General features: G+C 64.6%; 12 protein-coding genes. 9 read left to right on the forward strand and 3 right to left on the reverse strand.

Translation table 11 applies throughout. From position 1 onward, the window contains the following. The first annotated feature begins 68 nt into the window (after nt 1-68). The 3 genes from CV023_RS00710 to CV023_RS00720 all read left to right on the forward strand — a co-directional run bounded on the left by CV023_RS00710 (nt 69) and on the right by CV023_RS00720 (nt 4,671). Nucleotides 69-557: a YybH family protein gene (locus tag CV023_RS00710; RefSeq protein WP_230743553.1), complete on the forward strand. Its 489-nt coding sequence runs from the start codon at nt 69-71 to the stop codon at nt 555-557. Continuing rightward, on the forward strand, nt 554-1,921 hold the full coding sequence (locus CV023_RS00715) for a purine-cytosine permease family protein (RefSeq protein ID WP_330166638.1): 1,368 nt from the start codon (nt 554-556) through the stop codon (nt 1,919-1,921). Before CV023_RS00710 ends, CV023_RS00715 begins: the two co-directional genes overlap by 4 nt. Nucleotides 1,922-2,391: 470 nt before the next feature. Next, nucleotides 2,392-4,671, forward strand: coding sequence for an HNH endonuclease signature motif containing protein (locus CV023_RS00720; protein WP_230743554.1), 2,280 nt, complete (start codon nt 2,392-2,394; stop codon nt 4,669-4,671). A gap of 179 nt (nt 4,672-4,850) precedes the next feature. Here CV023_RS00720 and CV023_RS00725 read toward each other — a convergent pair whose 3' ends face one another. Then, nucleotides 4,851-7,034, reverse strand: a complete 2,184-nt coding sequence (locus CV023_RS00725; protein WP_230743555.1) for an acyltransferase family protein — start codon at nt 7,032-7,034, stop codon at nt 4,851-4,853. Here CV023_RS00725 and CV023_RS18930 point away from each other — a divergent pair. The 3 genes from CV023_RS18930 (at nt 7,019) to CV023_RS00740 (ending at nt 10,596) form a co-directional block, all read left to right on the forward strand. Then, nucleotides 7,019-8,605, forward strand: coding sequence for a sensor histidine kinase (locus CV023_RS18930; RefSeq protein WP_230743556.1), 1,587 nt, complete (start codon nt 7,019-7,021; stop codon nt 8,603-8,605). The two genes, CV023_RS00725 and CV023_RS18930, sit on opposite strands and share 16 nt — an antisense overlap. Then, nucleotides 8,602-9,291, forward strand: coding sequence for a response regulator (locus CV023_RS00735; RefSeq protein ID WP_230743557.1), 690 nt, complete (start codon nt 8,602-8,604; stop codon nt 9,289-9,291). Before CV023_RS18930 ends, CV023_RS00735 begins: the two co-directional genes overlap by 4 nt. Nucleotides 9,292-9,444: 153 nt before the next feature. Next, nucleotides 9,445-10,596, forward strand: coding sequence for a fatty acid desaturase family protein (locus CV023_RS00740; RefSeq protein WP_230743558.1), 1,152 nt, complete (start codon nt 9,445-9,447; stop codon nt 10,594-10,596). Nucleotides 10,597-10,711: 115 nt separating this feature from the next. On the opposite strand, the gene CV023_RS00745 is transcribed toward CV023_RS00740, so the two are convergent. Together CV023_RS00745 and CV023_RS00750 are read right to left on the reverse strand one after the other, a co-directional pair. Then, a complete protein-coding gene (locus CV023_RS00745; protein ID WP_230743559.1) occupies nt 10,712-11,539 on the reverse strand; it encodes a hydrolase in 828 nt (275 codons plus the stop codon). Between the two features lie 199 nt (nt 11,540-11,738). Continuing rightward, on the reverse strand, nt 11,739-12,938 hold the full coding sequence (locus CV023_RS00750) for an ABC transporter permease (protein WP_230743560.1): 1,200 nt from the start codon (nt 12,936-12,938) through the stop codon (nt 11,739-11,741). A gap of 89 nt (nt 12,939-13,027) precedes the next feature. Here CV023_RS00750 and CV023_RS00755 point away from each other — a divergent pair, with 89 nt between their 5' ends. The 3 genes from CV023_RS00755 (at nt 13,028) to CV023_RS00765 (ending at nt 15,698) form a co-directional block, all read left to right on the forward strand. Then, entirely contained in the window at nt 13,028-13,630 is a 603-nt protein-coding gene (locus tag CV023_RS00755; protein ID WP_230743561.1) for a TetR/AcrR family transcriptional regulator, read from the forward strand. 108 nt (nt 13,631-13,738) lie between these two features. Continuing rightward, nucleotides 13,739-14,335, forward strand: a complete 597-nt coding sequence (locus CV023_RS00760) for a TetR/AcrR family transcriptional regulator (RefSeq protein WP_230743562.1) — start codon at nt 13,739-13,741, stop codon at nt 14,333-14,335. Between the two features lie 61 nt (nt 14,336-14,396). Further along, entirely contained in the window at nt 14,397-15,698 is a 1,302-nt protein-coding gene (locus tag CV023_RS00765; RefSeq protein ID WP_230743563.1) for a metal-dependent hydrolase family protein, read from the forward strand. Nucleotides 15,699-15,719: the final 21 nt, after the last annotated feature.

Raw genomic sequence — 15,719 nt, forward strand, 5'->3', positions numbered from 1 at the left:
AGTGTCATTCAGCCACCATCACGGTGGTTGTCCTGCACTGCTCGAGGCGAGAGAGGTTGATGACTGCCATGACCGAAGACGTGAATGAGCCCACCCGCGCCGAGGTGCTTCGCGCCGCCGACGCCATCGTCGCCGCCTTCTCCGCGACAGACACGGAGGCCTACTTCGCGGCGTTCGCCACGGATGCGTCGTTCGTCTTCCATCCCGAACGGCACCGCTTCGACTCCCGCGCCGAATACGAGGACACCTGGAAATCGTGGCTGGCCGAGGGATGGTCGGTAGCCGACTGCAACTCGAGTGACCGGCTCGTCCAGACCTTTCTCGGCGGTGCCGTCTTCTCGCACACCGTCGATACGACGGTGAACACCGGTGACGGCCGGGAATCGTATCGGGAGCGTGAGAGCATCGTCTTCCGCCGCCTCGGCAATGGTGGACTCGTGGCGATCCACGAGCACCTTTCGACGGTCCCGGAGGCTGCGCAAGCTACCGACGCCGCTGATGCTGCCGACCTCACCGGCTCGACCGACGCCACCGACGCCGAGGCGGGAGAGCAGTGAACTGGTACCGCAGGCTCGAGGCGCGGCTCGAGTCCGGCAGCGACGATTCCGGCGTCATCCGCGGACAGTTGGGCACCGGTCGGATGTTCATGATCTGGTTGGCCGCCAACCTCGTGGTCACCACGATGCTCACCGGCACGCTCTTCGTCCCGGGCATCGACTACACGACGGCGATCTTCGTCATCGTCCTCGGCACGGTCCTCGGCACCATCGTGCTCACCCTCATCGGCAATATCGGCACCCGGACCGGATTGGCGACGATGGCGATCACGCGGGGAGCCTTCGGTGCGAAGGGCAGCTATCTGCCCGTGGCGGCCAATGTCGTCATCCTCATGGGCTGGAGCTGGGTGCAGGCGATGCTCGCCGGCATCAGCGTCAATTACGTCGTCGCGCAGACGACCGGATTCTCCAACCCGATCCTCTTCTCCGTCCTCTGCCAGGCACTCGTCGTCGGCCTGGCGATCCTCGGCCATAAGGGAATCGAGAAGGCCGAGCCGTGGTTCGCCCTCCTCATCCTCCTGGTCATGGCCTATATCTTCGTCATCGCCTTCACCGGGCACGCACCGGCCGAGTACACGCAGATCCCGATCGACCCGAGCCTCGACGTCACCCCGGCGCTGGCCCTGGACATCGTGATCTCGACCGCGATCTCCTGGACCGTGCTCTCCGGCGACCTCAATCGACTCGCCGGCAGTCAGCGAGCGGGAATCGTCGGCTCCGGCCTCGGCTACATCACCTCGACCGTCTTGGCCATGGTGCTGGGACTGACCGCATTCAGCTTCATCCTCCTCGACGGCTCGGACGCGGCTGCCTTCGACCCGACCGTGCTGGCCGAGGAATTCGGCTGGGCGCTGGCGATCGTCATCTTCCTCTCCGTCATGGCCACGAACACCATGGTCGTCTACGGCATGGTCAACTCCGTCGTCGGTGCGCAGAGCCGAACCAGACTGAAGTTCCTGCCGGTGGCACTGATCCTCGGGGCGATCTCGATCATCGGTTCGACCTGGCTGGCGCTGCTCGACCAGTACACGGACTTCCTGACCATGATCGGCGCCTTCTTCGTCCCGGTCTTCGCGATCCTCATCGTCGACTACTACCTCATTAAACGCGGAGCCTACCCCCGCGACATCCTCCGCGATTCCGGCGGCCTCTACTCCTATGTCCGCGGAGTGAATTGGGCGGCGGTGGCCGTGTGGGTGAGTGGGGCGCTCGTGTCCTATCTGCTCACCTATGCGTATCCGAGTCCGGTGGGCGCGACGATCCCGTCCTTCATCGTCTCGTTCCTGCTCTACCTGGGACTCTCATGGCGCTCGCGCGGACGATTCTCCGGAGTCGACTCCCAGCACCTGTCCGTCCAGGGCTGAAGCCGGAGACCCTCCGCTGACGACCGACGCGGAAGGAACCTTCGCTGAGCGCCGACCTCTGATCACCGACTTCTGATCACTGACCGCGCATCATCGACGCGGAAGGGCCCTTCGATCACCGCCGACGTCGCGGGCTGCTCCCTGTCCGTTCGACGCGGCCTACTCCCTGTCCGCTCGACGCTGGCGGGCTGCCCGCTGACCGCCTGGATGCATCGACCATGGAGGTTGGTGACGGTTTTCCTGTCGAGTCGCTTTCCGAGGTGGGTCTGATTTCTCATGTCAGTGCCGAATGAGACGATTGAGGAACAAGATGAAACGAATGTACATGAAAAGTCAGAGATTTTATGAGAATATTCTGTTCCGGCTATAGACATTGAATGTTCGAATAGAATAGTATTAAAGTACTAAGAAATTCGAGTCAGTTCCACCGTTGCTTCCCCGACAATGACGTACGAGGCAGGTGAAAGACAATGAAAGGCATTACCCCGGCTCCCACAGATCCGCCCCACGGCGATGCCGCAGCGGGCCCTTCGCCGCGATACACGATTCGTTTCGAATCGAATGTCACCAGGCTTGCCGAGGCTGCAGCCGAATCCGATCGCGCACAGTTCGCCGTATTGGAGCAGACCGCGGGAATCATCCTCGAACAGGTGATGCAGTTCAACGGGTGTGAAACGCCCCAGGGCGATGATCCATACCGGTGCGAGACGATCGCTGCGGCAGTTGCACGGTGTGCGGAGCCGGTCGAGGACAAAGTCCGCGAAGTCGCTGCCAGCCCGTGGGATCCCTGGCGAGCTTATGACGCCGAGGGAAGGCCTTTGGGATCCGACATTGCCGAGGCCACCGACGTTGCCGAAACCACCGACGTTGCCGAGGACGCCGAAGCCTCCGGTGGCCCTTTGCCGGATGCCACCGCCGCTGAGACTCTCGAAGGCGATGCACCTGCGACCGACATTGCCGGCGCGGAACACCCTGGTGCGCACGCAGATGCGACCGAAGCCGAACTCCCGGCGTTCCCTGATTTCGATCTCAGGACCTGTTTCTACGAGTGGGTGCACGAGAACGTGCTCAAGGAGAACCTCGTTGAAGTGTCCTCGATCCTCGGTACTGCCACCCCGCGTACCTACCGACATCTCACTCATGCAATGACGATCATCATCGGACTGCCGAGATTCGCCGACCGGGTACACAATGGAGAATTCGCCCATGCCCACGTCGAGTCGGCGGCGAACCTGTGCGACACCGTCGCCTTCGGCCTCCTGCCTCAGCTGGACGAGTTCCTCGCCACCCGAAAAGCCGAAGTGACCAGTGAGAGCCTTCGCAAGTCATTGAGGAAGAAGATCAACCTCCTTGAGCCTTCGCAGGACCGGTCCGAGCTGGCGGCGAAGCGACGCAATGTCTGCGTCGAGGGCCGTGCGGACGGAAGCGCCTGCATGATGATCAATGGGCCTGCTGCGGAGATCTTCGCGAGCTATCACCGAATCGAAGCGATGGCCCGCGCGGTTCACGGCAAGAACGGCAGCCCCTTCAACCTCCGCTCGGGCCTTGAGATCATCGACGAGCGGTCTATCTCGGCACTGATGTACGACATTGCGATTCGTCCGGTGCCGGACCTGAAGATCAAAGTCAGAGAGATCGATCCGGGCACCGGTCTGCTCATCGAGCGCGAAGCACCCCTGCTCGATGACGAGGGCACTCTGCTCTTCAACGGCGATGATCACGACAATGGCGTCGAGGACTATGCGAAGTCGTTGCTGCCGGACACCACTGACTCTGCCTTCATCGCGAATGGTTCAGAATCGGCACGCGAACGGGAGTTCTCCGTCAAGATCACCATGCCGACTCAGCAGTGGTGGTTGGCGAATCAGGCGGCCACCGTGGTCACGGTCCCGTTCCTGACTCTGACGGGAGACTCCGGGCTTCCCGGCAGCTACGCCGACGGAACACCTGTGCCCGCCGAGGTGGCCAGGCAGATCGCGGGGCGCTCGAAGACTCTGCTGAGGATTCTCACCGACCCCGCCACCGGCACACCGATCGACGCGAAGGCGACGAGCTACGCGATTCCGCAGGACCTGCGGAAGGCGATCGTCGAGCAATGGGCGATCTGCACAGCACCCGGATGCACAAGGAGAGCAGAGAAGGCAGAGATCGACCACGTCGATCCGTTCTTCCACCTCGAACCGCTCAAGGGAGGACTGACGAGGTTCGGAAATCTCCAACCTCTGTGCAAGAAGGACCACGCGCTGAAGACAGCGCGAAGGTACTCGATCAGAATGCCTCGATCAGGGTTGGTCGAATACGAGTTCAAGCATGGCATCACGGCGTCTGTCACTCCACCTGATCAGCCGGTGAACGCCTCCCAGGCGCTTGAGTTCTATGCCCTGGCACACTTGCGTCCGCAGCGATGGCGTCTGCCGGAGAGCTCTGTCCCGGCACCGCCGATGGTCCTGGAACTCATGCCCGGCGAGTCGACGATCCGGGCCCGCGAGGCAGAGAGCCGACGTGCTCAGGAGCTGACAGCCAAGCGCCGTCGGATATCGCAGGACTACCGACAGGCTCGTGCGGCTCGACGGAGGCTGCTGATCGAGCGGATGCTCGATTGGGAGAATGCAGTGTTTCAGCCCTGTCTTCCACCCGGATCGGACCCCCTGATGCGGAAGCAGCTTCCGTGCGGATCAGGTCGCTCCCGGAGAGACCCCAATTCCGAAGCATTCTGGGCGACCGATCCGGATGATCCGCCACCGTTCTGACCTACGGGCCCTTCGGAGCCGTTCCGACCCGCAGGCCCTCCGGAACCGTTCTGACCCTCAGGTCCTAAGGATTCGTCGGCGGCGATATCGCGGCAGGCGGCGGTCCGCTGCCGAAGGGCCGATGTCCCGCCGGTCGCAAGATAAGCCAGAGACCGCCGCGCTTGTCCAGCATGTGTGGATCAGCGGTGGTCGACCGGATACATCTGCCGTTCGAGTTCCGGCGCGAGGGTCCGCACGTACTGATCCGTGAGGTGGTTCCAGTCGCGGTAGACCAGCACATTGCCGATCACCGGTCGTACGGCGTCTTCCTTGATCAGGGCTTCGGTGAGGTCGAGGTGGATGATACGGGGATCGGTCAGGACCGCCTCGGCGGGGTTGGACCGAGCGAACTCGGCCTCGGCCGGCACGGCGCAGTCGTCCGCAGCGGGATCCTGCGCGGCGCAGGCACGCGGATCGAGCTGTTCGCCCCTGTCGTTCTTCAACCAGGGATTGTCGCGGACGGCAAAGATCGGGATATCCGCCTCGGCGATGCGGGAGAAGACGTCCTGGTACTCCGGAGGCACATAGTCCGAATGGCCTGCGTCTCCGCCTTGAGGCCGTGTCGAGACCATGAAGACGCCCTCGCTGGGTGGCGAGTCATAGATGCGTTTCTCAACGCTGCGCGACCAGGCATCACAGTTGGCATCGTCCTCCCCGCCGTAGTAGAGCGGGCAGCCCGAACGGAGGAACGGAACGATTCTGATTCCGCGTTCCCTGCCGATCGTGTCCAGCGCGCCCAACCACTGCTCGCTGTGCGAACCGCCGACGACGTAGAGTTCCCTCTCCGCGGTGACATCGCCGTACTCGCAGGCGGAACCGTCGGCCTTATGCGTGATGATCGCGGTGCTGGCCAGGTCGGTCATGCACTCATCAGAGGTTGCCGCGGGCATCATCTGCGTGCGGTCGACGAGGCTGGGATAGATCGGCACATCGTCTCGAGGAGCGACATCGTCGAGGACTTCGGCGGCACCGGGGTAGGAATCATCCCGGCCCTCGGCGACGGCCTCGGCGATTCGGGTCTCGTCCGACGTCTGCTGCACAGAGGCGGCTGCGGACACGGCGAGAGGGGAGGCGATGACGAGGACGAAACCGGCGGCCAAGCCGAGGGATCGCAGCCTGCGCACTCTCGTCGCGGTGCTCGCCGGCACCCGTGCCGGTTTCGGCGCAGGGCGCAGGACGGCGCGGCTGCTGCGCAGCGGGATCTCCACATAGAGGTAGGTCACCCACGCCAGGCCGAGCGAGACGACGATGATCGGAACGCCGAGCAGGGGATTCTTCGCCTCGAGCCCGGTGACCTTGACCCCGAAGATGAGGAGCGGCCAATGCCAGAGATACAGGCTGTAGGCGAGCCGACCGAGCTCGACGGCAGGCGCCGATTCGAGACATCGGACGATGACGGGAGGCCGGCGGGCGGACTCCGCCCGCACACCGCTCGGACTCGCTGATGCCGGCTCACCCGGTGTTGCAGTCCCACCCGGTGCTGCCGACTCACCCGGTGACGCCGACCGATCGTCGAGACCGGACACGACGAGGCAGAGTGCGCCGAGGAGCGGGATGAGCGTCAGCGGACCGGGAAACTGCTGCGCACCGTCGAAGAAGATCCCCACCGAGAGGATGAGCACCAACCCGACCCAGGACAGCACTGTCCTCGTCAGGGCGGATGGACGGAAGGTGAGGATGACGAGACCGAGCAGGCCGCCGGCGCCGATCTCCCAGAATCTCGACAGCGTCGAATAGTAGTTCATCGCCTGCTGACCCGAGAGGCTGAGCACCGTGGCATAGACGAAGGAGCCGACGGTGAGGACGGAGATCGCCAAGATCACCCGAGCCTTCGGCAACCGGCGAGCAAGATGGATGAGCACGATGATGAGCAGGTAGACCTGCAGCTGAACCGACATCGACCACAGATGCTGGAACGGCGTGGTCGCGCTTCCCGCCGCATCGTATTCGGCGTCGACGCCGATGAGTCTCCAGTTGAGCCAGTGCAGAACCGCGGCGGAAGCGTCGCCGAACAGCGAACCCAGCTCGACCCGCGAATAGAGGATGAGGACGCCGATGACGCTGGCCCCGACGACGGTGACGAGGGCTGGCAAAAGGCGACGGACGATTCTGAGCAGAGAACAGCCGAGCGTGCGGCCGTTCGGATCGGCGACATTCCTCAGCTGGGAGGAGATGAGCAGCAGGCCGCCGATGAAGAGGAAGACATCGACACCGGAGGAGACCTTGCCGACGAAGATATGGAAGACCACGACGAGAGCGATCGCCAGACCGCGGATTCCGTCGAGGTGGTCGTAGTGGGGCTTCGCCTGTGCAGGAGAGGTCATATCGGTCGTTCGTCGTCGGTGAGGCGGCGGCGCGCGCCGAAGGTGTGCGCAACAATGATACGACGAACGCCGCCGATGAGACCGATCACGGTCCGCGGAGACCGGTTTGCTACTGTCATCTGGACGAGGCGAACCGGGCCCGCCGACCGCTCTGCTCGGCCTGGTTCGCAGAAGGGGAATCGGTAGCCGTGGTGATCAACCAGCTGTTCGACAGATTCCTGCCCCCGAATCGCCGCCTCAACCCCGTGGCACTCGCCTGGGTGGCGGTGATCCTCACCGCGATCGGAATGCTCGCCATCGAGTCCTCGATCGCGGTGGGACTCTACGAGGCGCCGGTCGCCCTCGCGCTCCTCGTCACTCTCATCCATGTCGGGTGTCTGCCCCTGTCGATGCTGCGTCCGCTGTTCGGAGCCATCGCCTCCTCGCTCGCCTGCGGGGTCCTACCCCTGCTCGGTCCGTCCGCCGACGGGGCACCCTGGCCGTGGATGGTGCCGATGATGATCACGCAGACCTTCGTCATCCTGATCCTCGGTCTGCGGGCGCATTGGGGCATCGCCCTGGCTGCGCTGCTCGGCAGCATCGGATCCTCCGCGGCGGCGGCGATGGTCGGCCGGATGTTGTTCCACGCCGGTCATTCGGATGCGGCGATCGTCAACATCGTCATCTTCTCCTGCATCGCCGGAGGGGTCTACGTCGCAGCCGTCATCGTCCAGCAGTGGCAGCTGATCCGGTCGCAGCTGATTCAGGAGCAGGAGAACACCGCCGAGGAGCACTCGAAGCGAGTGGCGATCGAGGAGAAGACGCGCATCGCCCGGGAGCTTCACGACATCGTCGCCCACAGCATGTCGATCATCAACATCCAAGCCTCGAGCGCACCGTTCCGGCATGCCGGCATCGACGCCGAGGTGGCCCGGGAATTCGATGACATCTCCGTCTCCGCACGGCATGCGCTCACCGAGATGCGCGGTCTGCTCAGCGTGCTGCGCAACGACGAGGGCGGCCACGAGCTCGCCCCGCAGCCGAAGTTCTCCGACATCGACGAACTCGTGAGGAAAGCCCAGCAGGCCGGAGTCTCCGTCACCCTCGAACGCAGCGGGGAGAGAGTCGACCATGTGCTGCGCGAGAGCACCGGGCTGGCGGGCTACCGGATAGTGCAGGAAGGGCTGAGCAACGCCATCCGACATGCCCGGGACTCGGAGATCTCCATCCGCATTCGCGGCAGCGGAAGTGCGGTTCGGATCAGCATCGTCAATACCTCCGGCCGCGGCCCGGGCGATACCGGGAGGCAGGGAGACCATCGGTCGCAGGGTCTGATCGGCATGCGAGAGCGGGCCGCTTCAGTCGGTGGGGAGATCCGCAGCGGCTGGACCGAACACGGTACCTTCGAGGTCGAAGCGGTGCTGCCACTGACCTTCACCGATCCCGGCCATGCACAGACCGACCCCGCACAGAAGACTGACCCCGGACAGACCGACCGAGCACAGACCGACCGAGCACAGACCGACCGAGCACAGACCGAACCGCCACCAGCCGGGCCAGGCGCCCACCTCGAGAGAAGAGACCACGAGTGATCCGAGTCCTCATCGCCGATGACCAGGCCATGGTCAGAGCCGGCTTCGCCGCGCTCCTCGATGCTCACCCCGACATCGATGTCGTCGGCCAGGCCGAGGACGGCCGCGAATGCGTGGAGATGGCGGCCGAAGTGAGTCCGGACGTCATCCTCATGGATGTGCGCATGCCGCACCTCGACGGAATCGAAGCCACCCGCGAGATCGTGACCGCCGCTCGCACACAGGTCCGCGATGAGGAGTCCGCGGTCACCGGCCCGAAGATCATCATGCTCACGACCTTCGACATCGACGACTATGTCTTCGATGCCATCCGCGCCGGCGCCAGCGGGTTCCTGCTCAAAGACGCCCCACCCGACGAACTCGCCGAGGCGGTCCGTGTGGTGGCCTCGGGAGAGGGGCTGCTGGCACCGAGCGTGACTCGGCGGGTCATCGAACACTTCGCCGCGGGCACACGGACCTCGAACCTCTCCGTCCTGCCCGACCTCACCGATCGGGAACGCGAGATCCTCGTCCAGGTCGCCCGGGGCGCAACCAACAAGGAGATCGCGGCCTCGCTGTACATCGCCGTGCAGACGGTGAAGACCCACGTCTCACGGATCCTGTTCAAACTCGATGCTCGGGACCGGGCGCAGGCGGTCATCGCCGCCTACGAATCGGGTCTCGTCGTCCCCGGCGGGCAGCCCTGAACCCCGAGCGCTGACCTCACTCCACGGCACCGACTCTCAGTGTCGGCGCCAGGGCAGAGCCGCCTCGGCGCGGACACCCCTACCAGGGTAGGGGGTCGAAAACGGCTCCCTGGGGTGACGCGCGATCGACCCTGGTCTCGTACCGTAAGGAGTATGAACCCGAGTCAGACCATCAGCACACCCTTGCCGACGCCCGCTCCCGATCGGGAGTCCCGCGCGGAGGTCCTCGAGCGCAGGCGCGCGAAGCGGGGCACCGCCGAGCAGGAGTTCACCAGCGATTTCAGCGCACTGATGGCCCAGGTCAAGGAGGCGGGGCTGCTGGCACGAAGGCCCGGCTGGAACCTGCTGCGGTTCGTGCTGCTGGGTTTGAGCTACGTCGTCGCGTTCTCCATGCTCTTCCTCATCGGAGACAGCTGGTGGCAGATCGCCACGGCCGTGGTCTTCGGAGTGCTGTTCACACAGACCGCCTACGTCGCCCACGACGCCGCACACCGGCAGATCTTCACCAGCGGCAAGGTGGGGGAGTGGGTGTCGACGATCATCGGCAACCTGTTCATCGGACTCAGCTACGGGTGGTGGCTGAAGAAGCACAACGCACTCCACCACGCAAACCCGAACAAGGCCGGAGTCGACGGCGACATCGCCCCGGGTACGCTCGTCTTCGTCGCCGAGGACGCGCAGAAGCGCACCGGTTTCGCCAAATGGTTCGCCGCTCGACAGGGCTGGGCGTTCTTCCCCCTGCTGACCCTCGCGGGACTGCAGCTGCATGTGCAGTCGGTGCAGGCGATCATCAGGGGACAGTCGTCGATCAAACGCCGCTGGACCGAGGGAGTGCTCATCGCCATTCGCCTCATCGGACTGCCGGCCATCGCGATCTGGGCGGCCGGACCGCTGATCGGCTCGGTCTTCGTCGTCGTCCAGCTGGCCGTGTTCGGAGTGCACATGGGAGGCTCCTTCGCCCCCAACCACAAGGGCCAGCCGATCGTGCCGAAGGACGTCAAGATCGACTTCCTGCGCCGCCAGACCCTGATGTCGCGCAATATCTCGGGCGGTCGTCCGATGGGCTTCCTCATGGGCGGCCTCAACTATCAGATCGAACACCACCTGTTCCCCAGCATGCCCAGTGTCAACCTGCACAAGGTGCAGCCGATGGTCCGCGAGTACTGCCGCGAGCGCGGCATCACCTATACGGAGACGACGCTGCTGCAGTCCTACGGGATCATCATCCGCTACCTCAACCGTGTCGGCTTGGGACAGGCCGATCCGTTCGACTGCCCCGTCACCGCGCAGTTCCGTTCGCGGTAGGCAGGCCGCCTGCCGGAACCGCCGGCGAGAGCCGGCGCGCATCGGCTGTCGTGACGCAGGTGAGATCGGCGTGACTCAGCTCAGACCGTTGACACCCGTGTCAGATCGGCATGACTTACGTGAGGTCGTCGTGTTCCCCGGATACCCATTCGGCGTAGCGTTCGGCCGACGATTGGACCGCGTCGAAGGCTCCTGAAGAGATCTGTTGACCGAAATTGCCGTACATCCGGTCGAAGTCGAGATCAGCCACCGAGGCGGCGATGCGCCTGACGACATTGGCCGACAGCGGCAGATAGTTCGGGAAGCTGCGCATGAAGGTCACCCACCCCGAGCGTGCGACCGGCCCGATCGAATCACCGCTGAGCATCACCCCGGTGCCGTCTCGCCCCGTCCACAGCGCCACGACGCTGCCGGGGAAGTGACCGCCGGTGCGATGGACCGAGACGCCTGGCAGCGGCCGCGCCTCATGGTAGAAGTGCCAGATGGCGTTGCCCTCACGCTGCACCCAGTCGGCGTCCGCACGGCAGATGAGGACGGGTGCGCCGGCGAACGCGGCGCTCCACTCGAGCTGGACGCCGAACATATGCGGATGGCTCGGCACGATCGCATCGACCCCGCCGAGTTCGGCCATCGCCGCGACCGCCTCGTCGTCGATGAAGGCCGGCACGTCGAAGAGCAGATTGCCGGCATCCGTCTGCGCGAGATAGCAGGTCTGGCCGATGCCGAGTTTGGGCTCCACACGTAGGGCGAACAGGCCCGGTTCGCGTTCCTCGATCGATATGCTGTGCCCCTCGGCGGCGAGCTCCTCGCGAGTCGTCCACTCCTGGCCGTCGTCTGGCACCAACTGGCGCTCGTCGGCGCAGATCGGGCACAGCTGCGGGGACGGGGCAGCCGACTCGACCCCACAGGTTCGGCAGATCGTCACGTTCGTCAGTGCACTCATCGTGTGTGACCTCCTGCCCCCGATGATAGTCCCCGCCTGCACGTGTCATCATGACCATGATCGTTGCGGGGTGGTCGGCCGGGGTGATCGTCGCGACGTGGTCGGCCGGGTCGAACCGGGCCAGGACACCTCGACGAAGGGAGGCACCGAGAGTCGAAACTCTCGGTGCCTCCGATCAGTTCTCACACACGGCTGCGGATCAGTGCAGCGCCTTGCGCCTCTTCGCATGGGCGACGAAGTGCCCGACCAGGATGAGCGCGATCCCGAGGGCGAACCAGCCGATGAGCACCCACCACTGCGTCGCCATCGGGGCATCCGGGAAGTACGAGAGATCTCGCAGCAGCGTTCCCGAGGCACCGGGGACGAAGAATTGTCCGATGTCGCCCCACGCGCCGGCGAGGAATTCCTTCGGCGCCTGCAGGGAGGAGATCGGGTTGCCGATGAACATCGTGAGCACGGCGCCGATGGCGATGCCGCCCGGGCCCAAGAGTGAGACGAACCCGTTGATCAGCCCTGCAGTCGCCGCCACGGCCAGTCCCGAAGCCAGGACATTGAGCCCGAAGTTGCCCTGTAGAATGCCGAACCACGACTGCAGGATGAGCGTGAGAGCCAGTCCGCCGATCGCGCCGTAGGCGAGGACGGCGACGGCGCGCATCCGACGGGAATGGACCAGCATCGTGGTGATCACACCGCCGACGATGCCGCCGATGGTCAGCGGAAGTCCGGCGATCGCCAGTCCCGCACCGGTCGAGTCGTCCTCATCGAGAGGCACGACGTCGGTGATCTTCACCTGAGGAATCTCCATCGCCGAGGCGTCCGGAGCCGTGGCATCGGGCGCTTGCGCCTGGTCGCCGGAAGCCGCACCCGGACCGCCGGGTCCCTGCGCCGCCGCGGCGAGGGCGTCCTGCATCTTCTTCATGCCGTCCTGCATGCCCGAGATCGCCTGCTGAAAGATCTTCTGCTGCATCGACGTGCCGATGCCGTTGAGCTGCTGTGCGACCGCGGGGGAGGCGGCGGAGGAGGTGAGGATCTCGGGTTCATCGCCGAGGATGAACGCTCCGTAGACCTCACGTTCGTGGATCAGCTGCACCGCCTCGTCCCTTGAGACGACCTGCTTGAGGTCGAGCATTCCATCAGGCGCGTTCTCGGCGATCTGGTCGATCTGCGCCTGGTCGCCGACGGCGGCGATCGGCAGATCCCTCGGATCGGAGGTGACGGTCGGCCAGCTGAATGCCAGCAGCACCACGCTGACGATGGCTGCGGCGAAGACGGCTGCGAGCAGAGCCTGCTTGAGGCTCGGCTTCTTCTCGGCTGCGCCTTCGACCGCGGGGTCGGTTGCGGTGGGCGAGTCGTCGCGGTCTCGAGCTCCGTTCGAGCCGCTGAGTAACTTCGTGGGCATGACAGCCCAATCGTTGAAAACGAATACTCGTTCTTTTTACTCCTTCGAGTACGATATATCAAGAATGATCATTCTGTTTTGGAGGATTGGTGCCGAAAGTCACGGACGAGCACAGGCAGGAGATGCGCCTGCGGATTCAAAACGCCGCGCTCGCCTGCTTCATCCGCAAGGGGTTCACGGGCGCTTCGATGTCCGACATCATCAAGGAGGCCGGGCTATCGGCCGGGGCGGTCTATATCTACTACTCCTCGAAGGCCGAGCTGACGATCGACGTCGGGCGACGGATCATGGAGCAGCGTGTCGGCGTCCTGGGAGACTTCGCCGCGACGGAGGAGGTGCCGCCTCCGCACGTCGTCTTCCCTCAGCTGCTCGGTTCAATCGTCGATGACAACCCTTTCGCTCCTCTGGTGCTGCAGGTCTGGGGAGAGGCATCGCATGACTCCGATTTCACCGAGTTGGCCCGACAGATCTTCGGTGATCTCAGCGGCCACTTCGAGGCGTATCTGAGGACGTACTTCGAGCGCTCTCTGGGCATGGAGGAGGCAGCGGCTTCGGCCAGAGCGAATGTACACGTTCCTGCCGTCCTCGCTCTGATGCAGGGCTCGATGATCCAGATCGCGATCCTCGGCGAGGACGCACGGCAGCGGGTCGCAACCGGGCTCGCAACACTTCTCGCCGACCTCGTGGCCTGAGGCATCGACCGTGTGTTCTCATCGGCGGACCGCGCGTGATCCCAGCTCACCATTTCGAAACGCTACGTACTGTTGCGTTCATCTGAGTCGCCGTGCCACTATGTTTCCATGACGCAACTCACCCCGCGGGGTCGACCGCTCGACGATGAGCTCACCGCTCGAGTCCTCGACGAGGTGCGCAGTCGCCTCGATGCCGTCGGCATGGTCAATCTCCGCATCGAGAACGTCGCCGCCGCGGTCGGTTGCAGCAAGACCGCGATCTACCGTCGGTGGCCGAACAAGGCCGAACTGGTCGCAGCCGCGATCCTTGAGGGCATCAGCATCGGTCGGACTCCGGACACGGGCGATGTCGTCGAGGACCTCGTCGAACATGCGTGGCAGCATCTGGTCAACTTCCGGCAGGAGGGCGCTTCGGAACACCGTCAGAATGGTGTGCTCCTGGCGCTGTTCGACCTCGAGGTGATTCCCCTCATCTCCGAGGGCTATATGCAGGCGCGCCATGTGATCGGTCGGGACATCCTGGAACGGGCACAGTTCCGAGAGCAGATCGGCGCGGACCTCGATCACGACCTCATTCTCGACGCCATCGCCGGTTTCACATTGTTTCGACTCTCCGTCAAACCCGATTCGAAGGCTCACACCGATGCCGAGATGAAGGACTCCTATCGCAGATTGATCCGCTCCCTGCTCAGTTCGTCGAGCTGAGCCGCACGCAGGGCGACGACCTCTGTGTGATCTGCACACCCGAAAGGAAACACCGACCGCAATGCCAGCAGCATATGTTCCCGGCGCACTGTCCGGGTCCGAGCATCTCCTCCTCCGTGGAGCGACTCTCATCGACGGCAACGGCGGTGGCCCGATCACCTCCTCCGAGATCGAAGTCAAGGACGACCGCATCGTCTACGTCGGTGTCCGCCGGAACGAAGGGACCACCTCGGCGGGGGAGAAGGCTCGGATCATCGATCTCGAGGGAACCACGGTCATGCCGGGATTCATCGACTCCCATGTCCACCTCAGCCTCTCCATCGAGAACCAAGAGGCCAACCTCGCTCGATTCGCCTCGGAGCGAGTGGTCCGCAGCGCCGTGAACGCCAGGAACACTCTGATGGCCGGTGTGACCACGGCACGCGACCTCGGGGGCACCGACCGAGGGCTCCGTGACAGCATCGAACAGGGGCTGATTCTCGGACCTCGGATCCACTTGGCGATCGCCCCGCTCTCGCCGACGGGCGGACACACCGACTTCACCATGCCCAACGGGCTGCGGACGATGCCGGAGATGCCCGTCGATCCGATCATCGACACCGACGACGACGTCCGTCGGACCATCCGTCTCCTCATCCGCTCCGGGGCCGACGTCATCAAGGTCTGCACCACCGGCGGCGTCTCCAGCCCGACCGACACGCCCGATGACATCGGGGTGCCCGAAGAGCACGTGCGACTCATCGTCGAGGAGACTGCGAAGAGGTCCGGTCAGCCGGTGGCCGCCCACGCCCAGGGGGCCGCAGGCATCAAAGCCGCCATCCGCGGCGGCGTCCGGTCGATCGAGCACGGCTACGGCATCGACGACGAAGGCATCGATCTCATGCTCGAGCACGGGACGTTCCTCGTGCCTACGCTCAGCAGCGCTCTGCGCGTGCCCGACCCGAAGGACGTGCCGAGCTACCTCTACGAGAAGAAGGTGAGATGGTCGGCGATCGCCCGGGAGCGAGTTGCGCAGGCCATGCAGGCCGGCGTCAGGGTCGCTCTCGGCACCGATGCCGGCGTGTGCCCACACGGGGTCAACCTGCGGGAGGAGATGCACGCCGTCGAGCTCGGCCTCTCCCCGATGGACGCGATCGTCGCGGGCACCAGGAATGCGGCCCAACTGCTGCGCCTCGGCGACCACATCGGCACGGTGGAGGGAGGGAAGCTGGCCGACCTCGTCATCGTCGACTTCGATCCGCTGACAGACATCGCACGAATGGCCGAGCCGGACAACGTCAAGGTCGTCCTCCTGGGCGGAGCCCCCGTCAAAGACACCGACGGATGGTTCGGCCGTCCGGTGCAGCGCGCTGCCCTCGGATGAGCACCCCGGTGCGCCGAGCGG

The sequence above is a fragment of the Brevibacterium sp. CCUG 69071 genome (genome assembly GCF_021023135.1).
In the GTDB taxonomy this organism is placed as follows: domain Bacteria; phylum Actinomycetota; class Actinomycetes; order Actinomycetales; family Brevibacteriaceae; genus Brevibacterium.